The sequence below is a fragment of the Pseudomonas pohangensis genome (assembly GCF_900105995.1).
Taxonomy (GTDB): Bacteria; Pseudomonadota; Gammaproteobacteria; order Pseudomonadales; family Pseudomonadaceae; genus Aquipseudomonas; species Aquipseudomonas pohangensis.
In genome coordinates this window covers 2,188,714-2,210,042 of record NZ_LT629785.1, presented here as the reverse complement: position 1 = coordinate 2,210,042, position 21,329 = coordinate 2,188,714, and the positions used below count along the sequence as shown (strand labels likewise).

Sequence of the window (21,329 nt, the reverse complement as noted above, 5' to 3'; positions counted from 1 at the left end):
CATTCTTACTGTCCAGATTTTATAAAAGGAAAATCCCATGCCCAATGGCGCTCAAGCCCTGATGAAGACCCTCGCCGATGCCGGCATCGAAGTCTGCTTCTCCAACCCGGGGACCAGCGAAATGCACTTCGTCGCGGCGCTCGACAGCGAGCCGCGCATGCGCGCCGTGCTCGCCCTGTTTGAAGGCGTGGCCACCGGTGCCGCCGATGGTTACGCGCGCATGGCGGACAAGCCGGCTGCCACGTTGCTGCACCTGGGCTGCGGCCTGGGCAACGGTCTGGCCAACCTGCACAACGCGCGCAAGGGCAAGGTGCCGATCGTCAATATCGTCGGCGACCACGCCACCTACCACACGCAATATGACGCCCAGTTGCAGTCGGACATCGAGACCGTGGCGCGCAACGTCTCGCCGGGTTTCGTGCGTACGTCCGCCAGCACCGCCGAACTGTGCCGCGACACGGTGGATGCCATTGTCGCTGCGCGCGGCTACCCGGGGCAGGTCGCCACGCTGATCCTGCCGGCGGATGTGTCCTGGGGCGAGGGCGCCGTGGCTTGCCCGCCGCCGCCCGCACCCAACCCGGCAGTGGCGGATGACGCCGTGGTGGCGGCGGTTGTCGCGGCGGTGCGCTCGGGTCGCAAGACCGCGCTGCTGCTTGGCGGGCGCTCCCTGCGCGAGCCGGACTTGCTGGCTGCCGCGCGTATTGCCGCACACAGCGGCGTCAAGCTGCTGGCCGAAGTCTTCCCGACCCGCATGCAGCGTGGTGCCGGCCTGCCGGCCGTCGAGCGGGTCGCCTACATGGCCGAGATGGCCGGAGTGCAGCTGGCCGAGATTGAAGAACTGATCCTGGTCGACGCCAAGGCGCCGGTGTCCTTCTTCGCCTACCCGGGCAAGCAGAGCTATCTGGTGCCCGATGGCTGCAACGTGCAGACCCTGGCTACCCCCGAGCAGAACACCACGGCCAGTCTGGAAAAACTCGCCGCCGCCCTCGGCGCAGACAAGGCCCAGCCGCAGTTGCAACCGGCCCGGCGCCCCGGTCTTCCGCGCGGCAAGCTGAGCGCGGCCAAAGTCTGCCGGGCCGTGGGCCAGCTGCTGCCGGAAAACGCCATCCTGGTCGACGAGGCGATCACCTCCGGGCTGATGCTCTCGCTGATGACCGCCGGCGCACCGCGCCACGACCTCATCACCCTGACCGGTGGCGCCATCGGCCAGGGCTTGCCGAGTGCCACCGGCGCGGCCATTGCCTGCCCGGACCGGCCGGTGCTGGCGCTGATCGGCGACGGCTCCTCGATGTACACCATCCAGGCGCTGTGGACCATGGCGCGCGAGCAGCTCAACGTCACCTCGATCATCTTTAACAATGCGTCCTATTCGGTGCTCAATGTCGAGCTGGAGCGGGTCGGCGCGGAGGAGGCCGGTCCCAAGGCCAAGTCGCAACTCGACCTGCGCGGCCCGGTGCTGAACTTCGCCCAGCTCGCTCAGGGCATGGGTGTGCATTCGGTGCGCGTGACCACCTCTGAGGAACTGGTGAAGGCCATGGAATATGCCTTTGCCAATCCCGGCCCGCACCTGATCGAAGCGGTGGTGCCCGAGTCGCTCAACGCCACCAAGCGCAAGATCCTGCCGTATCTGCTGCGCGCCATGCCCAAGTTGCCACAGCCGTTGGCCAATGCACTCAAGCGCAAGCTGGCGCCCTGAGTCCGGATTGGCAAAGCTGTCGGGCTTGATCCGGCAGCGGCAAGCCTTGATCAGGCAAGCCGCTGAATGTAAGTCCTGTGTAGGCGCCGGGGAGAGAGGAAGTGCAGAGGTGTTGCTGGCCAAATCCGGTTGAGTGACGGGTTTAGCAACAGCACCTCAATACCTCAACGTGAGACGCAGCATGTCAAAGATCTGTATCCCGTCCTCGAAGATGGGTTCGGGATAATTCTTCAGGAAGAAGTCATGGTCGATGCTTGTCACCCGAAAGCCATGGCGCTGGTAGAAGGCGAGTTGATACCCAAACGTGCCGGTGCCCACCTCTAGTTGGCGTGCGCCAGCATTGCGGAAGAATTCAATAACCCATTTCAAGAGCCGTAAGCCGTAGCCGGATTGCTGATGGGCCGGGTGCACAGCAATAGCCATTAGCTCGTGTGCGTCTGTACCGCGTGGCTGGACAACGCATGCACCAACCACAGTGCCACCGCTTGAAGCCACGAAGCACCTAGATACCGAAAGGTACGTACGAACTCTGGTTTCCGAAGGGTCCGCGAGCAGAAGGAGTTCCATTGGGATGTCTGTAGCAGGAACTTCCCGGATCAATAGCGACATGCTCATCCTGTTGCCTGACGTTTGGTTATGGGGCGGGCTTTAACCTGGTCCAATGAGCGTAGCGAACGGTTTGAACCACTAGTCAGGAATGCAGCGAAATTCCTGACATGCTACTTACTGAATTTCATTTTGTGCTTGAGATTAACTTTAATGCCAGTGCAGCTCCGTAGGAAAAGAAGCCGCAAACAAATGATACAAATATTGTAAAAATAAAATTATTGGTTCTGACGTAGTAGAAGATGGCTTCGCCAAGTCTGGCCTTTCCTTGGGTTGCCTCGTTGTGAATGTGTAAGCCGCAAGGTATGTAAAACACAACAATATAAAATGCGAATGCCAGTGCTAATGTTAAGACAAAAATAACACTCATACCATTTCTCTGTCGTTTCATTTCTTCTTTGTTAAATGCACCAAAAAAAGCAAAAAAAATAGAAACCAGAATACTGAAAGTCATGCTGGCTGTTACTGACAGTGCCTGGCGTGGTGTAAACCATGGCCCGGCGCTACAAATACTTGATATTTTGTATTGAAGAAAGTCTGATACTTCATCAAGTATTTCAGTATATGGGGTAAGCATAAATGTAATAATAATTATGCAATTTGCAATGATGACCTTGGTGATTGCTTTGCCAGGTTGCAGTGACTTGGTTTGAGTGGTCATTATTGTTTTCTGTGGAATATGGGCCTTGGTTTAGGGGCTGGCATTAGTTATCCCCAGTGAGCGAGGTGAACGACCTCAACCACTTTTATACATTCTAAGTTATACGGATTTCGACTTTTCCGGCCCCGGCAGAAAGGCCGACTTCGAGTAAGCAACGTTCCTCTATTTCGGATAGACCTCCTTCGGTCATGGCTTGAGGAAGGACTAGGAGCTTGGGTTTACCTTTGAGGAAACCCGTTGCGCCTACCTTTGCCAGGCCTTCTTTCAAGCACTCGACGGCTGGCATAAATGTGCCAACTAGCAGGCGTGTACTGGTGAACGGCTTCGATGGTGCAACGTCAACGGTATTTCCGTTTGCAGTTAGAACCATCCGGTTCTCGAAGATTTTCACGGTCACTTCCATGTTAGGGATAGCCTCTGCGTATAACGTTTGGTTAAGGGGCAGACTTTAGCCCGTCCCAGAGAGCGTAGCGAACGGTTTGAACCACTAGTTAGATTTCACTGAACTTCTGTTGAAGTTTATAGTTGCTGGCAAGGATTTCTTGTATTTCAGAAACTGTAAAACCAAGCTGCTGAAGTAAGTGCAATTGAAAAATTGCTTCCATTTTTTGACACAGTACCCATAGGTTGGCCCCTTTTACAGACTCATCCTTAAGCTCTTCACTGTAATGAGTGAGATAGTTTCTTGTGTTTACAACGCCCCTGATGATCTTGCTTCGCTGCTTACCATTTCCAATATAAGATTTATACGGCTCGATAATCTTTTTTATTCTCTGGCCAAGATTGATTTCATTACCGTACCGAAGCCGCCCTCTTAGCCAGCGCCTATTCTCTTTTGGGCACATCCAAAGTAATTTGGCCATCATTGATCTGAACTCAGACCTATCCATCAGGGTTTCTGATGAGGTTCTCCTATGATAAGTCTCTAACCCTTGCGCCAGCGCCAAAAACTTCCCATCTAAATATTTATGAGAACCTGATACTGCTGAAAAATATAAGCCAATAGCCGGGCTTATCACAGAGTAAGCATTCAGCCAGTTATTAAATATTTCTTCAGCGTTTTCGCGAATGTGTGCAAATCTGAATAGCATTCGGTGGAAATCTATTTTGGGATGCTCTTTGGGGAAGGGCAGGCTTGGATAAAATATTTTTATATTTACAGGCCTGCTTTTATTCTCTGTAATTTGCATCACTATTTCGTTTGATGTAGCCGATACATCGCTAATGGCGACCGTTGCATCAACGGCAAAGCAGAGTAAGTATGTTATTTGGTGGAGAGCATAGATGAACTCTGGGAGCTCTCTGGCTTTTTCAGATGATAATTTTAAATATGTCTTGTGAGTTATTTTTGCTTCAGTTGTGGCGGGAAGTCCCGGCAGGGTGTAACCAAAAAATATGTGTAGTTTAAATTCGTTTATCAAGTTATATATGATTTCATCTTGTGGGGTGTAGTTTATAGTAGCCGTTCTATAATCATCTCCATATGCGACGCTAATGCCAGAAATCCCAACCCACTCATTTAGCCCTTCAATTGAGAAAGATACTGTATGAAATGTAACCTTTTCATCTTGTTCGTAAGCAACTCCGCTCAGAGCCTGATTGACATGTATTAATGATTTAGCAATTCCAAAAAAAGCATAATTTTTCTTTTTGTAGAAGCAGTTATCTAGAGTTACAAACCCATCTTTTTCCACGTGGCCAATAATTCTGTTTAGGTCGTCCTCTCCATTAAGCCCCTTAATGCTTTCGTCAAATAACCCAACAACTTCTAACTCGATATCTCCACCATCAGATATGGTCAGGGTCCCCGGAATTTTTTTATCCTCGTTACCAGGAAGCCAGAAGTAACCAGATTTTTTATATTCCTCTTTGAGTCGCACGGTGACTCCTTGTGAAAGCTAACGTTTGGTTAAGGGGCCGGCTTTAGCCGGTCCCGAGTGAGCGAAGCGAACGACTTGAACCAGTTGTTAGGAGGCATCTCGCACGATGTTTAGATTGTGAACGGAGTTGTTCATGAATTTAATTACCAGTATAGAGCTGTGCCAGCCTAAGCCGGAGCACTGCCCTAGCTCATATGAAAATGTTGAATCAGAAATTTTATCTGGGTTTCCGAGGATTTCAGAGACCTGTTCTTTGGTTTTGCTTTTTAAAATTTCTTTTTGAATTAAATCCAATGCCATTCCGCCGCGCACGCAGCCAGGGTCATTCGTGATTTTGTACGGATTAGAAAGCTCTACCCAGTTTGATGAGCTGAATGGTTCCGCATCCGATGCCACATCAAAATAGTAACTCCATGTCAGAGCGAAAATAAAAATTACTATTGCTCCTATGGCAAGGAGTACAAGCGCTTGTATGGCTTTGAAACCAGCACGAAACACCATGATGCTTCCTAACGTTTGGTTAAGGGGCAGGCTTTAGCCTGTCCCAGTGAGCGAAGCGAACGATTTGAACCACTTGTTAGGCTTCGACACGGATTGAGTATGATTTTCTGTATTTCGATTATGCTCACGAGTTAAGCCATGGAGCAAAGGACAGTGTTTTTGTGACTAACCACAGTGCGTGCAAAATAATCACAATTTTAGCAAGGTGTGCCCAGTATTTTCTTCCTGTGTTTTTTGAGCATTTCCAAACGGAAATCCAGCAAAATATTAAGTAGACAAAAAGTGGTAGTAAAACTGTGATGTAGGTGGCCGTTCTTGTATTAAAACCCATGATGTCACGAATATTTATAATTAGATCTGTAGACCACCCTGAGCGCATACCTACTATTTGCACTATGTAGAAAATTAGAAAGCCTAGAATATATACAAGCCAAAATGCCTTCCAAAGTGGCTTGCTTCCGCTAAGGTAGCCACCACCAAGAGTGCCTGTGTGCAAGCTCGAGGTTGGTGTGCGATATGGATGGTTCATTCAGTAATGCCTAACGATTAAGCTAAGGGGCCGGCTTTAGCCGGTCCCAGCGAGTGAAACGAGCGACTTGAGCGCCTAGTTAGGCCAACCCTAAATGGCTCGCCGGAAACGGAACGTAATTGTTCGCCGATGCCGGAACAAGCGCGAGCATACGCGTACCGACTTTCAGACTGAAGCGCTTGTAAAGTGGAACGGACGCTTGCGCGTTGAAGCTGTGAATGCGTGCCGATATTGGTTACCGAATGCGCGAATTTCGGTTTGGATTTGCGCTCGCGACGCGGAGCATCAGACGTAAGAGCTGGAAAAATTGAACAGGCGAAAAACAACTCGAATTGCTGTGAAGAAATAAATGAGCGGGTTACCGAATGCGAGAAGTGCGGGCCGGATTTGAACGGCCGACGCAAAGCGCCAGATGGACTACGTAAATTGTTATTTGAATGCAAAACGTCCATGTTCCACCTGCTGTTGATTTTGCTTTTGCGTGACGCCTAACGACTAAGCTAAGGGGCAGGCTTTAGCCTGTCCCAGTGAGCGGAGCGAACGACTTGAGCGCATTGTTAGCCTACCTGCTGTTCGCGGTTTAAAACTACCAACATCCTGCTTTTTAACTGCTGCGCGGTGAGCCTGAAAAGCCGCGCCAAATTCATTGTGACGATGCTGCTGACTGACCGCGTTTTTGACCGTGCCCCGATGGTAGCGGCGGACGTTCAGTAAATGCATTTTCAACGACGTGTGAAACCTGAAGCTGCGGAGCGGTGTTGCGGATTCACACGGTACAAAACCAACCAAGCAAGACACGATTTGGCTAACGTTTGGTTAAGGGGCGGGCTTTAGCCCGTCCCAGTGAGCGCAGCGAACGGTTTGAACCACTTGTTAGAGATTTGCACGGTTAGTGGCAAGAAGATAACCGGCTGGTGCGACTAGTGCGAAGAGTACTGAGTATTTTGCTATTTCCGTTAAAGCAAATACTGCCAACACTAGCAAGGAGTCAGTGTCGATTAATTTTGAAGATTGCATTGCGAAAACATCTGCTCCAAGTATTACTGCATAGGCTGCTCCCACGATTGCACCATGCTGCACTGGTTTGTTTTTACATGAATAACCTACATACAGCCCAGGCACGGCCCATGCCAGCATGGATGTGGCTTGTATAAGCATGCTGAAAATAGGTGATAGGAAATATGGAGTGTGCAAGACCACATCGGTAGCAATTGCTTTTTGGCCATGCAGTAAGGCTTGCGAAATTGCGCTGGCTAGAACTGCTATGAATAGCCCTAAGGCAAGAACGCGTTTGTTCATGACTATCTCTAACGTTTGGTTAAGTGGCGGGCTTTAGCCCGTCCCAGTGAGCGAAGCGAGCGACTTGAACCACTAGTTAGGGTTCAGGCATACGGTTAGCTCGCATTCTAAATTTTTTTTTTGAATCCAGAGGTTGTCCTCTGTGCCTTTGGCCTCTGTAGCGTAGCCACGCTCAACAGTTCCTAGATTGCTAATTTAAGCACCACTCCTTAGTAGAAAAACCACCCAACCAACAGGCAAATAAATCCAAACAAAAAAACTTAAAAAATAAATGCAAATTATAGAATAAAAAACAAATTCCCCAATTGCTGTGTCTGGATAAATGCCAAGCTCAAATACCTGCTTAGCCGTAGGAAGAAAAATCTCCTTTTTCATATCCCACGAACTAGAAAGCTTTCCAGATAAGCCGCTAACAATTGCCGTTAAGATTAATAGAAAAAACAAGGCATAGCTGGAAAATTTTCCAAAAAAAGAAAACTCTTTATACAAAATCTCAGAAACTGGATTTTGGATAACTATAAGCTCCCAGCTCTTCGATATAGCAGGAAGTAATACCAAAAATAACCCGACCATGACGCCAAAAGCAGTGCTGTACGGATAAATAAAACTAGCAAGCTTGGCAAGAAAAATGTGAGCCGGTCTTCTCGCTCTCACGCTAACAATAAAATTCATCCAGCCGTTATCACAAGACATTTCATGCAACCTTATTTTAAATAATAAATATTTTCTGCCTGCATGATTGTTCAAGCTATATGAGATGTCGATTCATGAGGCCTAACGTTTGGTTAAGGGGCGGGCTTTAGCCCGTCCCAGTGAGCGAAGCGAACGATTTGAACCAATTGTTATACCTGGGCCACGCCAGTGTTTACATTGGCAAGGCTGTTTAGCCTGAGTAAGTAGCCATCTGGGTCAATGATCATAAATTGTCTAACGCTGACGAACTTACCACCAACCCGATATGTTTTTTGCTCTAGCGGCAGCTGGATTGGATAGTCGTTCTCCATTAGACGACTGTATATACCATCAAGATTTTTAACAGTTATTTGGAAATTTATACCTCGGCCAAAGGGGTATTCAAGTTCTGCCGTAATCCATGGATCATTTTGTGGCGCCAATTCTTCTATCTGTTCAAGCATGAGAACGGCGCCGTCAAGTGCGATGGTTGCAAAGCCATCCTCGGGGCGTTCGAAGCAAATCGTGAAGCCAAGCAGTTCCGTATAAAAGCTCAACGATTTTTTAATGCACCGAACATTTAGTTCTGGTGTTAACGGAGGAAATATGTCGATGCTGGCCATGACTCATACCGTATAACGATTAAGCTAAGGGGCCGGCTTTAGCCGGTCCTAGTGAGCGAAGCGAGCGATTTAAGCGCCTTGTTAGGCGTTGTACCGGAGTCATAAGCCAAGCCACGACTTGGCCTTTGAAAAAAATAATATGGAAAATGCTAAAGCAATAATGTAACTCAACTCTTTTAGTGAGCACGTAAAGGCGTTTCGCCACGCGACGCCCGTAGACCTGAATAGTATTTTCAAATTGAAATTTACAGGTGGATTGTCTGTAGACAATTCCTGCGCCCTTAGATGGCCTGAAATAAGAGCAGCCCAAAGTAACAAAGGAACGGACGCGATTTTGATTTGGTCCTGATAGGACAAAGGAGGTAACGCACCGCTTGTGATGAATAAAACCACTGCGGCGCCGCAAAGCGCTGCGCCAAAAAACGCCAGCGGCTTACTAGCTTTTGTGGACTTATTAAGGTTTTTAGCGACTTTAAGTGGCTCAAATATTTTCTCAGACTGCAAGCACTCTTCAAGAGCGATTGCATAGTTTGGTAAGAACAATATTGCGCCTAAAAGCAGTGTGATTATGTACACGTTTGCCGCCCTCCAATGGCTTTACTTTATGTTGCCGCCTAACGCTTTGCTAATGGGCAAATGTTTGATGGCGGTTTTTGTGCGTGTTTTTGCACAAAAAGTGACAGCGAATATTTGTCCTATTGAGCTATTGGTTATGCTTTATTTTGTTCATAGTTTGGTCTTTCAGTATTTGTACTAAACCAGCCTGATTTTGATTCACAATATATTTCGTAGTTTGGCTCAGGTATATGACCCTCCGTTACTGTACCAAGCCTTAACCTTATTGTTTCAGGCATGTCAGCTCTTTGGCTATACAACGGACTGCCACAGTTACCACAAAATACACGTTTTTTATTTGGACTTGAGAAGAACGTTTTTAAAGAACTAGAACCATTGGTAAAAGTAAATTTTTCAAGCTCTATTGGAGCATTGGTGACGAACGGTGTTCCCTGTGCTCGCTTACATTGGTTGCAATGGCAAACTGCAACTTCATTGATTGAACCATCGTATTGATACTTAACCTCTTCACAGAGACAACTTCCTTTTATCATACTATCCTCGATTTACTTTTAGAGCATAACGCCTGCATTTGCGGCTTGGGTGAACTGGCGGCTTTTTTGCAGCGCAGCGCGAAAAAGGTGACAGTTTACCCAAGTCCTTGCAAGATGCACTTGTTACACGCTTATTCCAAGAATGCATCTGAATTTATATGTAGGTAATGTATTTTATACCCATCATCGACTATGGCCAATGTTACAGTAACTTGCGCATCTCCAGCTTCAAAGTGTGCAAGCATACTAAAGTTAACAACATCAAATGCACCCGAGCTAGTTGTAACTCCTGTTTTTGCATTTAAAAATTGTGGGTCTTCAATTGACTGTAAAGCACCAAGCTTAGAAAACATTCTATATACTTTTTGGCCTCGCTCGGTTTCGAATGCCTCAAGAGAGTCAGCTGTTAGTAGTGGCTTCAGCTGCTCAAAATCCCAATTAAGTGCTATCGGTATATTTGAATCTAAATATGGTTGAGCTTCATCTGTATATTTAGATGAATTGGTACCAAACCAGATAAATACACAAGCAAATATGATTATGAGTACTAGAAAAAATGACCCTATAACTTTTAAAAACTTCTTAAACATAAACTTCCTATTTACGTGTAACGCCGCAATAAAGGGCCGGAGCGCAGCGACGGTCCAGCCCACGTTTTTTGTGGGCGATCTTTGATTGCCTTGTTAGTTTTCATTTTGTTTGATTGCCGTTTGTTTTTGGTAGGTTTTATTTACAAGCCATCCGGATATAAATAAAGCTGGAATCCAAAGTATTTTACACCAGAACAAGCCAAACTCTACCAATGGCATAATATCAAAGGTACTAACAAAGCAAGGCTGCAATGCTTTCAGGTGACCTTGGCAATCAAAATATACATAGGCCCACTCTGCTACCTCCGCCCAAATTGGAAAGAATATCGCGGGAATTAATGCTACTAAATACCTAAACGTCCATTTCATAATTTGAGAAACTAACGCCTTGCACATGGGCAACAACAAAAACGGCCAGCTTTTTCTCTTTGGCCGCATTTGTTGTTGTCCTATGCTGCTACTTGTTATGCGGGCGATAATGTTTTTTAGCTATTTGGGGTTACTGACAATACAATTTTACCAATATGCTTCTTTTGTAAAAACATTTTTTGTGCATCCACGATGTTTTTTAATTTAAAACTTTTAGCAATAATAGGTTTAATGTTGTCGTTCTCAATATGGTGTATGAGACTGGAGAATACGTTAGGTTCCAATACAGTGCAGCCAAAAAAGCTTAAATCTTTTAAATACAGTGTTCTTATGTCTAGTTCTACAATAGGTCCAGCAATGGCTCCGGCAACAGCATAGCGACCTCCCGGTCTGAGGATGTCGAGAAATTCAGGCCAACTTTCACCTGCAACCATATCAATCACTACATCAACTGAGTTAACACCTAAAGCATCAGTAATACTGTCATTGCGAGATATTGTTTTTGAAGCACCAAGTTTCAGTATTTCGTTTGATTTTGTTGCACTTGTTATAGCAACGACAATTGCCCCTCTTGCTTTTGCGAGTTGGACTGCTGCAGATCCGACACCACCGGATGCACCAGTGATTAGTACGGTTTCACCAGATTTTACATTAGATTTCGTGAGGAGATTTTCAGCTGTAGAGTATGAACATGGAAATGAAGCTAGTTCTATATCAGAAAGTGTACTATTAATTTTATGAGCGTGATTCGAAGACACCACAGTATATTCAGAAAAGCCACCGTCGCATTCAGAACCAAAATACCATGGTTGAAGTAATCTCTTTCCGTTAGCTTCTCTAATACAAGGCTCGATTAAAACTCTTTCACCAACTCTATCAGGGTTAACATTTTTGCCTACACGAACAATCATGCCACAGACATCTGCACCTTGAATGCGTGGAAAACTCAAGGCTTGACCACTCCAGCTAGCATCTCTAGCAGAAGACTCTGATTTAGAATACCATGCAATTCTTGTATTAATATCCGTGTTATTAACACCTGCAGCATTAACTTTAATCAGAACCTCATTATCGTCAGGTGATGGTACTGGTAAATCTTCTTTATAATGAAGTTTGTCATAATCCCCATGTCCACTGAGGATGATACCCTTCATAACACTTGGTATTTGTTGCATGGTACTCCTCAATCTAAGACAAATTCAGCCTGAATATTAACACAGGACCAGATGGTTGACTGCATAACTACAAATAGACCCAAAATGGGGTGATAACGCTTTCACGGGCTTGGTGGATAACATTCCTTGTCCTCTTTGCTATCCCTGTCTAGGCTGGGGGTTGCAGCGGTCAGGATGACTGTATAAGGGAGTTATGCGCCATGGATGGAAAGCCACGGTTGCTTGTGCAGATGCGCGAGCAGATTCGTCTCAAACACTACTCGATTCGTACTGAGCAAGTCTATTGCGAATGGGTAAAGCGGTTCATACGGTTTCATCTGTACCGGCACCCTGCTGAAATGGGTGCGGCAGAAGTGGAAGCGTTCCTGTCTGACCTTGCAGTGCGTCGCCATGTGTCCGCCTCCACGCAGAATCAGGCGCTGGCAGCTTTGTTGTTTCTCTACAAGCACGTGCTCAAGCTGGATCTACCCTGGCTGGGCGAAGTAGTGCGTGCAAAAAAGCCGGTGCGTTTGCCGGTGGTGCTCAGTGTCAGTGAGGTGCAGCAGTTGCTGGCGCAGTTGCAGGGTGATATCTGGCTGATTGCCAGCCTGCTGTACGGTTCCGGAATGCGCCTGATGGAGGTGCTGCGCTTGCGCGTCAAGGATGTGGATTTTGCCCGGCAGGCCATTTTGATTCGAGATGGCAAGGGCATGAAGGATCGCATCACGGTGTTGCCGCAGCGTCTGCAACAACCTTTGAAGCAGCATCTGATAGCGGTGCGTGCGCGGCATCAGTTGGAACTGGACGCTGGCCGCGGCGATGTTTACCTGCCGTTTGCGCTGGAGAAGAAGTATCCGAACGCGCCGCGCGAGTGGGGCTGGCAATACGTGTTTCCGGCCAGCAGCTTGTCGGTTGATTCGCGCAGTGGCGCAGTGCGCCGGCACCATGTAGACGAGAAGCGCGTGCAGCGCTCATTCAAACGTGCGGTTGAGGCTGCCGGGATTCTCAAATTGGCCACGCCACACACCTTGCGCCATTGCTTTGCTACGCATCTGCTGGAGAGCGGGCAGGATATTCGCACGGTGCAGGAGTTGCTTGGGCATGCCGACGTGAAGACCACGATGATCTACACGCATGTGCTCAATCGTGGCGGGCTGGCGGTGTTGAGCCCGCTGGATCGAACGGTTTGAAGTTGTTTGTCGCGCAGGCTGGTCATCCCGCTCTGCGAGTTTCTGCTTGCGCTGGCAGGTGGAAAAGGCTGGTGCCGTTTTCCACCCTACTTGGCCAGTGTTACTCAGTCTCAGCGGCGATTACTTGCCCAGCGTCACTTCTCCCGGCCGGTACTCGCGCTCGATATGCCCGGCAAGTTGGGCTTCGGTGAACCACACCGGTTTGGTTTTCTTCTCGACAAACAACGGTAGCTGGTCGGCGTAGTGCGGCGAGGCCGGGTCGAGGGTGGCGCTGCCGAACTGGTGGATGCTGTCGCTGCTCAGGTGGCCTTGCTTGTCCCATTCGACGAACAGGATGTAGGTATCGCCAGCCACGGCTTTCAGGCGGCCATCGGGCTGTTCTTCACCCCATACCGAGCGCAGGGTGTCGTAGGAGCCGTCGATGGCCAGATCTTCCTTGCCGCGCATGATGCGGTTGACTTCACCCCATTCGGGGTCGAGGCGGCCGAAGTGCTGTTGTAGATTGGCTGCGGCCTTGAGCAGTGATTCGCGCAGATCAACCGCTGGCAGTTGCTGCTCGCTGGCGCGCACTACCGGCATGGCTGCCAGCACGGCCAGTGCGCCAATGCGGTTGGGCCGGTCGCTACGCTGATCCCATTGTTGCAGCTGTGCTTGCGCCGCTTGCAGCACGGCATCATCTTGCGCGTCGAGGGCGAGCATCTGCTGCACGGTGGCGACCAGCGCGGAACGCTCGCTGTAGGTCAGGTCGTACTTGTAGGTGCGGAATTCGTCGCGGCTGATCGAACGGTCAGCGCCGTAGGTTTCCTGCAGGCGCTGGGCGCGGTTGGTCATGTTGGTCTGCATGCCCATGCTCGGCGCGAAGTCGGCAGGCTGCAGATCGTCCTGCGGCTCGCTGGCATGGAAGGGCGTGGCGTTGGCGTTGAATACCAGACCGGAGGGTGGATTCCACAGCTGCGGCGTGCGTTCGGGCGGCAGGTAGCCGGTCCAGATCAGCTCGCTGCGGTCACCGGGCAGCGTGCCGCGCCAGTCGCTGCCGGCCTGGCGATCAGGGAACATGCCGTTGTACACGTAGCCGATATTGCCGCGCTCATCGGCGTAGATGTAGTTGAGCGCGGGCACCGCCTGCAGCGCCATGGCCGCCTGCCATTCCTGCAGATTGCGCGCCTTGTTCAGCCGGTAGACCTGCAGGCCGCCACGGATCTCGTCCATGCCGGCGTAACGAATGGCGAAGTCACCCTGTTCGGTGCGCAGCACCGGGCCGTGTTCGGAGCGGTACACGGTCTGCGGCACCGGCAGCAGCAATGGCCCCCAGAGCTTGACCCACAGCCAGGCGGTGGATTGCTCGAGGTCGCGCCACTGGCCGTCGAGGCGGTACTGGTCAGGGTTGTCCGGATTGATGGTCAGTTGATAGACGTCCACCAGATCCGGTGCGTTGACCGTGTTGGCCCAGCCCAGATGTTCGTTGTGCCCGTGCAGCATGAACGGCGAGCCGGGGAAGAAACCGCCGGCAACATGCCAGCCTTCGTCACTCTCCAGTACGGCTTCGTACCAGGCCACCGCGCCGGTGTAGGGCTGATGCGAATTGACCAGCAGCCGTGTGGCGCCGTCGCTGGAACGCACCGGCGCCACGGCGACGCCATTGGAGCCGGTTGGCGTCTTGACCAGTTCGGCCTTGCCTTCGAACACCTGCTTGAGGGTTTTATCCAGGCCGTAGAAGAACGGCATCTTGAACAGGAAGCCGGCGGCTACGTCCTGCCCGGTAAAGGGCAGGGCCGATGGCGCGACCTGATCGGGGTGCTCGGCGCCATACAGGTTGACGCCATCGGCATAGGCTTCCATCACTGCGCGTACATCCTCCGGCAGATCACGCAGGTAACGCTGCTCCACGCTGGGCCAGATATTCAGCAGGCTGACCACGTAATCGCCGGGCGCCGCCTCGCTGCCCTTGCTCATGGCCAGGCGGCCGCGAATCGCCAGCGTCACGTCCTGGATGGTCGCGTAGTCGTCCTCGGCATGGGCATAGCCGATACCGAAAGCTACGTCGCTGTCCTTGGCGCCGAAGATATGCGGCACGCCCCAGCTGTCACGCACGATGCGCACATCATGGGCTTTGGCCCGTTCTACAAGTTCAGCCGTACTGACGCGCTCGCGCTGTTGCCAGAAGCTGGCGGTGAGCAGGGCAGTAACGGTCAGCGCGAGCAGAACCAGCAGCGCGCGCAACAGGCGAAAGGTGATTGAACGGCGAGTCATGCAAGGCTCCGGTGTCGTTGTTGTTATGCCCGCGCCCCCCTGGGGGGAGAGGGTTATGGGACGGACCGTTAATTACATATTCGGAATGATAAAGGCCAGATCTGTTATACCCACATCCACGCCGGACTGGCTGAGCAGTGTGGTGACCTGGCCGCGGTGATGGGTCTGGTGATTGAACACATGCATCAGCAGGCTGAAAAGATTCTTGCTGGCCTCGATTCCCTTGGTGTTTTTGAAGTTGATAGCCTGGGAAAGCTCTGCGTCGGTTAGCTCTTCTGCCAGTTCTGACAGGCTTTCATCCAGCAACTGGCGACGAACTTTCAGCTGCATGAAGGTTTCACAGACTGGTGTGTCCAGTGCCGCAGGTGGCGGTAATTCAGCGATCTGGATAAGTGCCTGGTGTGCCGGTAAAACCTTGGCAAAGCGCTGCAGCCAGAGGGTGTCGGCCACGACAATATGATTCAGCGTGCCGAATATCGAACCAAAGAAAGCCCCTTTGTTTTCGTGTAGCAGCGGTTCCGCAAGGGTGCCGGCGGCCTCGTAAATCTTCTGGTTCATCCACTGGTTGTAGTCGGCCATCAGGTAAACGTGATCTTTCAGAAGCATGGGGCTGTTTCCTTCGGGCCTGGATGGTGTGTCAAGCGCGCTGCGCGGCGGCGCGCAGCCAATAGTGAGCCGGCATTCCCACGCACAAGCGTGGGTACGAGCGGTACAGGGCAGGGCATGGATTGCGCCGTCCCATACCCGCTGCCTTGCTGGTTGAGGTCTATTTATGGGCTATCGGTTTCTCGGTAAACAGATAGTCTTTCAGCTCCTTGTCCATGGCCGGATCCTTTCTTCTTATCCACTCCAGGAGCATGGCGGCATGTTCTTTTTCTTCGTCGCGGTTGTGCGCCAGTATGGCTTTGAGGGCTTCGTCCTTGCAGGCATCAACGCGCTGGTTGTACCAGTCAACGGCTTCAAATTCCTCCATCAGTGAGGTGATCGCCCGGTGCATGTCGCGCGTTTCATCGCTCAATTCGGCAATGGGCTCGTGGTAGCCTTCGTTGGACATTTTCGCTCTCCGCTAAAGTTTGAATTCCGCTTTGTCTGTTTGCTGTAGATGCCAGCTCCCGGCTTTGCATGCTTTGGGGCAGACACTACAGGCTCTACCCTAACGCGCCGCGCTGACGCCTTCCAGTGTGGCAAACGAGGTGTCCTTGGCGGTGAGCAGAAAGTCTCGCATGAACGGCGCATCCAGCATGTCGCTGCGAATGCCGGCGTACAGGGTGGCATAGAGGGATTTCTCGCCCAGGCGTTTGGCCGTTACGTAGCCGCGCGAGCTGTATTCATGCAGCGCCCAGTTGGGCAGGCAGCAGACGCCACGACCGCTGGCCACCAGCTGCATCATCATCATGGTCATCTCGGCGATGCGCACCTGGGCTGGCTCGACATCGGCCGGTTCGAGGAAGCGGGTGAAGATGTCCAGACGGTCGCGCTCGACCGGGTAGGTAATCAGGGTTTCCTTCGCCAGATCCTCCGGCACGATATACGGCTTGCCGGCCAGCGAGTGCTGGTTGGCCACCGCGAGCAGCGCCTCATAGGTGAACAGCGGCACATAGGTGATGCCGCTGATTTCCACCGGGTCGGCGGTCACCACCAGATCGAGGTCGCCACGCGCCAGCGCCGGCAGCGGGGCGAAGGAGAAGCCCGAGGCCAGGTCCAGTTCGACTTCCGGCCAGGCATCGCGGAACTGGTCGATGGTCGGCATCAGCCACTGGAAGCAGCTGTGGCATTCGATGGCCATGTGCAGACGGCCGGCGGTGCCGCCACTCAGGCGCGCCAGATCCCGCTCGGCGCTGCGCAGCTGCGGCAGCAGGCTGTCGGCCAGTTGCAACAGGCGCAGGCCGGCACTGGTGAAGCGCAGCGGCTTGGTCTTGCGCACGAACAGCGGCAGGCCGAGGCGTTCTTCCAGTTCCCTGAACTGGTGGGACAGCGCCGACTGGGTCAGGTGCAGGCGCTCGGCGGCCTCGACCAGACTGTCGGACTCGCGCAGGGCGTGCAGGGTTTTCAGATGGCGGATTTCCAGCATGGGCACCTCGGACTTGTCAGGGTAATGCGCGGTTCAGTTTTGGCTTTGGATTGGCGCAGGAGCGAGCTTGCTCGCGATCAGCCTGGTTAAGAGCATCGCGAGCAAGCTCGCTCCTACAATTCGTTTGCCGGAATGAACATGAGCAGAACTGTACATGAAGACGAATATGTTGAGTTTGTCTCATGTGGTGCTGGCTGTCGACAATGCCAGCCATCCACAGACAAGGAGATGGACACATGGCATTGGCCCACAACCTCGGTTTTCCGCGCATCGGTGGCGACCGCGAACTGAAGAAAGCCCTTGAAGCCCACTGGAAGGGTGATCTCGACGTCGCTGGCTTGCGCAGCGTCGGCCGCGACTTGCGGGCGCAGCACTGGCAGTTGCAGAAAGACGCCGGTATCGATCTGTTGCCGGTCGGCGACTTTGCCTGGTACGACCAGGTCCTCACGCACTCGCTGATGTTCGGCGTGATCCCCAATCGCTTCAGGCCGGCTGCCGGTGCGCCGACGCTGGATACACTATTCGCCATGGCGCGCGGAGCCGTTGGAAACAGCAGCAGTTCCGGCTGTTGCGGTGCGCATGCGCAACCTGCTGTTGCACAAGAGCTGACCAAGTGGTTCGACAGCAATTACCACTATCTGGTGCCTGAACTGACTGCCGATCAGCAGTTCCAGCTGAGCTGGACGCAGCTGTTCGAGGAGGTGGAGGAGGGCCATGCGCTGGGCCATCGTCTCAAGCCGGTATTGATCGGCCCGCTGACGTATCTGTGGCTGGGCAAGGTCAAGGGCGCCGCGTTCGACAAGCTGGAACTGCTCGAACGTCTGCTGCCGCTGTATGAGCAGATTCTCCAGCGGCTGGCCGGGCAGGGTGTGGAGTGGGTGCAGATCGATGAGCCGATCCTGGCGCTGGATTTGCCGCAGGACTGGAAAAATGCCTTTGAGCGCGCCTACAACATCCTGCAGCGGGCACCCTGCAAAAAGCTGCTGGCGACTTACTTCGGCGGGCTGGAGGACTGCCTCGGGCTGGCCGCCAACCTGCCGGTGGACGGCCTGCACATTGATCTGGTGCGCGCGCCGCAACAGTTCCCGGCGGTGCTCGACCGGCTGCCGGCGTACAAGGTGCTGTCCCTCGGTGTGGTCAACGGCCGCAATATCTGGCGCACGGATCTGGTCAGGGTGCTGGAGGTGCTGCAGCAAGCCGATGAGCGGCTGGGCGAGCGGCTGTGGATTGCCCCCAGCTGTTCGCTGCTGCACAGCCCGGTAGACCTGGCGCGTGAGGATCAGCTGGATGCCGAGTTGCGCAGCTGGCTGGCGTTCGCCGTGCAGAAGTGCGCGGAGGTGGCAGTGCTGGCGGCGGCGTTGAATGACCCGCAGAACGCTGAAGTGCAGGCTGCGTTGGCGGCAAGCCAGGCGGTGCAGGCGAGCCGGGCGAGTTCCGCGCGCATCCATAAACCGGCAGTGCAGGCGCGGGTGGCCTCGATCAGCGCAGCGCACAGTCAGCGCCTGTCGCCCTTCGCCCTGCGCATCGAGCAGCAGCGCAGCCGCTTGCAGTTACCGGCTTTCCCGACCACCACCATCGGCTCCTTCCCGCAGACCACCGCCATTCGTCTGGCACGTCAGGCATTCAAGCAGGGCAAGCTGTCGAGCGCCGAATACACCGAGGCCATGCACAGCGAAATTCGTCATGCCGTGGCGCTGCAGGAAAAGCTCGGGCTGGATGTGCTGGTGCATGGCGAGGCCGAACGCAATGACATGGTCGAGTACTTTGCCGAGCAGCTCGACGGCTACCTGTTCACCCGTTTTGGCTGGGTGCAGAGCTACGGCTCGCGCTGCGTCAAACCGGCGGTGATCTATGGTGATCTGAGCCGACCGCAGCCGATGACGGTGGACTGGATTGGCTATGCACAGGGTCTTACCGGCAAGGTGATGAAGGGCATGCTGACCGGCCCGGTGACCATGCTGATGTGGTCGTTTGCACGTGACGACATCAGTCGCGAGCAGCAGGCGCGGCAGCTGGCACTGGCTATCCGCGATGAGGTGAATGACCTGGAAGCGGCCGGTATCCGCATCATCCAGATCGACGAAGCGGCGTTTCGCGAAGGCCTGCCGCTGCGCCGTGCGCAGTGGCGCGAGTACCTGGACTGGGCCAGCGAAGCGTTCCGCCTGTGTGCCTCGGGGGTGCAGGATGCCACGCAAATCCATACCCATATGTGCTACAGCGAATTCAACGATGTGATCGAGTCGATTGCGGCGATGGACGCCGACGTCATCACCATCGAAACCTCGCGTTCGGACATGGAGTTGCTGGATGCTTTCGAAGCCTTCGACTACCCCAACGACATCGGTCCTGGCGTGTATGACATCCACTCACCACGGGTGCCGGATGCCCAGGAAATGCTCAAGCTGTTGCGCAAGGCGGCACAGCGGATTGCCCCGGAGCGGTTGTGGGTCAACCCCGATTGCGGACTGAAAACCCGTGGCTGGGCGGAGACCGAAGCCGCGCTGGTGCAGATGGTGACAGCCGCCCGGCAATTGCGGACAGAACTGGCCTGAGTGTGAGGGCTTTGCTTTTGCTCTGATGGTTCCCACGCTCCCGCGTGGGAACCATCAACTTCACGGCCACTGGCTGTGTCGTGCCTTTGTAGGAGCGGGCTTGCCCGCGATAGGGCTGCGCACAAGGCATCGCGGGCAAGCCCGCTCCTACAGGTTGTGTTTTTCATGGCTCCCGTTTGATGGTTCCCATGCTCCCGCGTGGGAACTGTTCCGGGGACGCTCTGCGTTCCGTCGGCACGGATTGGCTCGGCGCGGCGTTCCCACGCTCACGGCCACTGGCTGCGTCGTGCCTTTGTAGGAGCGGGCTTGCCCGCGACAGGGCTGCGCACAAGGCATCGCGGGCAAGCTCGCTCCTACAGGTTGTGTTTTTCATGGCTCCCGTTTGATGGTTCCCATGCTCTCGCGTGGGAACCACTCGGGGGACGCTCTGCGTTCCGTCGGCACGGATTGGCTCGGCGCGGCGTTCCCACGCTCACGGCCACTGGCTGCGTCGTGCCTTTGTAGGAGCGGGCTTGCCCGCGACAGGGCTGCGTACAAGGCATCGCGGGCAAGCCCGCTCCTGCAGGTTGTGTTTTTCATGGCTCCCGTTTGATGGTTCCCATGCTCCCGCGTGGGAACCACTCGGGGGACGCTCTGCGTTCCGTCGGCACGGATTGGCTCGGCGCGGCGTTCCCACGCTCACGGCCACTGGCTGCGTCGTGCCTTTGTAGGAGCGGGCTTGCCCGCGACAGGGCTGCGCACAAGGCATCGCGGGCAAGCCCGCTCCTACAGGGGTTGCGTTTGTGCGGCTAGCCGCAGCGGTAAAGCAGCGGCCGGGTGAGGGTCGAAAGCGACAGGCGTTGCGTCCCGTCAGGGGCAAAGTTGTCTGGCGCGAGCCAGGTGCGGAAGGCTTGATCGAGTGCCGGCCATTCCTGGTCAATCACGGCGTACCAGGCGGTATCGCGGTTCTGCCCCTTGACCACGGCGGCCTGGCGGAACACTCCTTCAAAGGACATGCCCAGGCGTTGCGCCGCGTCCCGCGAGGGCTGGTTCAACGCGTTGCATTTCCATTCGTAGCGGCGATAACCCAGGGCAAAGGCTTCGTTCATCATCAGCCACATGGCCTCGGTGGCAGCGGCGGTGCGTTGCAACAAGGGTGAAAAGCACAGATGACCGACCTCGATCGAGCCATTGGCAGGGTCAATGCGCAGGTAGGCGGCGAGGCCGACGGCCTGGTTGCTGGCGGTGTCGATGACGGCGAAAAATAGCGGGTCGCTGGTTCGCGCCTTTTCCTCCAGCCAGTCGCGATAAGCCGTGAGTGAAGCAAAGGGGCCGTAGGGCAGATAGGTCCAGTTCAGACCCTGCTCATCCAGTGCGTTGGCGGCGAACAGGTCGGCCGCGTGGCGCTGCGGCTCCAGCGGTTCCAGCCGGCAATAGTGGCCGGTTAATACCTTGCGTGCTGGCGCACTCGGGGGTTGCCAGTCATTAACTGGAAAACCGACAGGTTGCCCTGAATGGTTGAGTATCTCGCGCATGCCGGCTCGCTCCGCTGGAAGAGCTTTGAGGCTAGCGTATTGGCTCGGAACGCGTCCATGGGC

The 21,329-nt window shown here is 53.5% G+C and carries 20 protein-coding genes; 3 read left to right on the top strand and 17 right to left on the bottom strand.

Annotation, left to right across the window (positions count from 1 at the left end):
* The first annotated feature begins 37 nt into the window (after positions 1 to 37).
* Positions 38 to 1,696 (top strand): acetolactate synthase large subunit, encoded by a 1,659-nt coding sequence (locus BLT89_RS10340; RefSeq protein WP_090194754.1) that lies wholly within the window; start codon positions 38 to 40, stop codon positions 1,694 to 1,696.
* Between the two features lie 156 nt (positions 1,697 to 1,852).
* Here the strand turns inward: BLT89_RS10340 and BLT89_RS10335 are convergent, their stop codons facing one another.
* The 12 genes from BLT89_RS10335 to BLT89_RS10295 all read right to left on the bottom strand — a co-directional run bounded on the left by BLT89_RS10335 (position 1,853) and on the right by BLT89_RS10295 (position 11,710).
* Positions 1,853 to 2,305 (bottom strand): GNAT family N-acetyltransferase, encoded by a 453-nt coding sequence (locus BLT89_RS10335; protein ID WP_231975009.1) that lies wholly within the window; start codon positions 2,303 to 2,305, stop codon positions 1,853 to 1,855.
* 124 nt (positions 2,306 to 2,429) lie between these two features.
* Complete coding sequence (locus BLT89_RS17665; protein ID WP_157718850.1) at positions 2,430 to 2,963, bottom strand: hypothetical protein; 534 nt, start codon at positions 2,961 to 2,963, stop codon at positions 2,430 to 2,432.
* A gap of 94 nt (positions 2,964 to 3,057) precedes the next feature.
* The gene (locus tag BLT89_RS10330) at positions 3,058 to 3,354 is read right to left on the bottom strand and encodes a hypothetical protein (RefSeq protein WP_231975008.1); all 297 of its coding nucleotides are present in this window, start codon (positions 3,352 to 3,354) and stop codon (positions 3,058 to 3,060) included.
* A 100-nt stretch (positions 3,355 to 3,454) separates the two neighbouring features.
* Positions 3,455 to 4,843, bottom strand: a complete 1,389-nt coding sequence (locus BLT89_RS10325; protein WP_090194751.1) for an ApeA N-terminal domain 1-containing protein — start codon at positions 4,841 to 4,843, stop codon at positions 3,455 to 3,457.
* A gap of 87 nt (positions 4,844 to 4,930) precedes the next feature.
* On the bottom strand, positions 4,931 to 5,344 hold the full coding sequence (locus BLT89_RS10320; protein ID WP_090194749.1) for a hypothetical protein: 414 nt from the start codon (positions 5,342 to 5,344) through the stop codon (positions 4,931 to 4,933).
* Positions 5,345 to 6,746: 1,402 nt separating this feature from the next.
* The gene (locus BLT89_RS17660) at positions 6,747 to 7,172 is read right to left on the bottom strand and encodes a hypothetical protein (RefSeq protein WP_157718849.1); all 426 of its coding nucleotides are present in this window, start codon (positions 7,170 to 7,172) and stop codon (positions 6,747 to 6,749) included.
* A 195-nt stretch (positions 7,173 to 7,367) separates the two neighbouring features.
* Positions 7,368 to 7,865 (bottom strand): hypothetical protein, encoded by a 498-nt coding sequence (locus BLT89_RS10315; RefSeq protein WP_090194747.1) that lies wholly within the window; start codon positions 7,863 to 7,865, stop codon positions 7,368 to 7,370.
* Between the two features lie 149 nt (positions 7,866 to 8,014).
* A complete protein-coding gene (locus tag BLT89_RS10310) occupies positions 8,015 to 8,467 on the bottom strand; it encodes a bleomycin resistance protein (RefSeq protein WP_197673502.1) in 453 nt (150 codons plus the stop codon).
* A gap of 99 nt (positions 8,468 to 8,566) precedes the next feature.
* Complete coding sequence (locus BLT89_RS17655; protein WP_157718848.1) at positions 8,567 to 9,043, bottom strand: hypothetical protein; 477 nt, start codon at positions 9,041 to 9,043, stop codon at positions 8,567 to 8,569.
* Between the two features lie 134 nt (positions 9,044 to 9,177).
* Positions 9,178 to 9,576: a GFA family protein gene (locus BLT89_RS10305; protein WP_090194746.1), complete on the bottom strand. Its 399-nt coding sequence runs from the start codon at positions 9,574 to 9,576 to the stop codon at positions 9,178 to 9,180.
* A 131-nt stretch (positions 9,577 to 9,707) separates the two neighbouring features.
* Positions 9,708 to 10,166, bottom strand: a complete 459-nt coding sequence (locus BLT89_RS17650; RefSeq protein ID WP_157718847.1) for a hypothetical protein — start codon at positions 10,164 to 10,166, stop codon at positions 9,708 to 9,710.
* A gap of 485 nt (positions 10,167 to 10,651) precedes the next feature.
* Positions 10,652 to 11,710 (bottom strand): alcohol dehydrogenase family protein, encoded by a 1,059-nt coding sequence (locus BLT89_RS10295; RefSeq protein ID WP_090194744.1) that lies wholly within the window; start codon positions 11,708 to 11,710, stop codon positions 10,652 to 10,654.
* A 200-nt stretch (positions 11,711 to 11,910) separates the two neighbouring features.
* Between BLT89_RS10295 and BLT89_RS10290 the strand changes: the two genes are divergently transcribed.
* A complete protein-coding gene (locus BLT89_RS10290) occupies positions 11,911 to 12,879 on the top strand; it encodes an integron integrase (protein ID WP_090194743.1) in 969 nt (322 codons plus the stop codon).
* Positions 12,880 to 12,999: 120 nt separating this feature from the next.
* On the opposite strand, the gene BLT89_RS10285 is transcribed toward BLT89_RS10290, so the two are convergent.
* From BLT89_RS10285 to metR, 4 genes are all read right to left on the bottom strand, one after another.
* On the bottom strand, positions 13,000 to 15,129 hold the full coding sequence (locus BLT89_RS10285; RefSeq protein WP_090194741.1) for an acylase: 2,130 nt from the start codon (positions 15,127 to 15,129) through the stop codon (positions 13,000 to 13,002).
* A 72-nt stretch (positions 15,130 to 15,201) separates the two neighbouring features.
* Entirely contained in the window at positions 15,202 to 15,735 is a 534-nt protein-coding gene (locus BLT89_RS10280; RefSeq protein WP_090194739.1) for a DinB family protein, read from the bottom strand.
* A 160-nt stretch (positions 15,736 to 15,895) separates the two neighbouring features.
* Positions 15,896 to 16,183, bottom strand: coding sequence for an encapsulin-associated ferritin-like protein (locus BLT89_RS10275; RefSeq protein ID WP_090194737.1), 288 nt, complete (start codon positions 16,181 to 16,183; stop codon positions 15,896 to 15,898).
* 99 nt (positions 16,184 to 16,282) lie between these two features.
* The gene (gene metR / locus BLT89_RS10270; protein ID WP_090194736.1) at positions 16,283 to 17,200 is read right to left on the bottom strand and encodes a transcriptional regulator MetR; all 918 of its coding nucleotides are present in this window, start codon (positions 17,198 to 17,200) and stop codon (positions 16,283 to 16,285) included.
* Between the two features lie 236 nt (positions 17,201 to 17,436).
* On the opposite strand from metR, the gene metE reads away from it, so the two are divergent.
* Positions 17,437 to 19,752 (top strand): 5-methyltetrahydropteroyltriglutamate--homocysteine S-methyltransferase, encoded by a 2,316-nt coding sequence (gene metE / locus BLT89_RS10265; protein ID WP_090194734.1) that lies wholly within the window; start codon positions 17,437 to 17,439, stop codon positions 19,750 to 19,752.
* 788 nt (positions 19,753 to 20,540) lie between these two features.
* Here metE and BLT89_RS10260 read toward each other — a convergent pair.
* On the bottom strand, positions 20,541 to 21,266 hold the full coding sequence (locus tag BLT89_RS10260) for a GNAT family N-acetyltransferase (protein WP_090194733.1): 726 nt from the start codon (positions 21,264 to 21,266) through the stop codon (positions 20,541 to 20,543).
* Between the last annotated feature and the right edge of the window lie 63 nt (positions 21,267 to 21,329).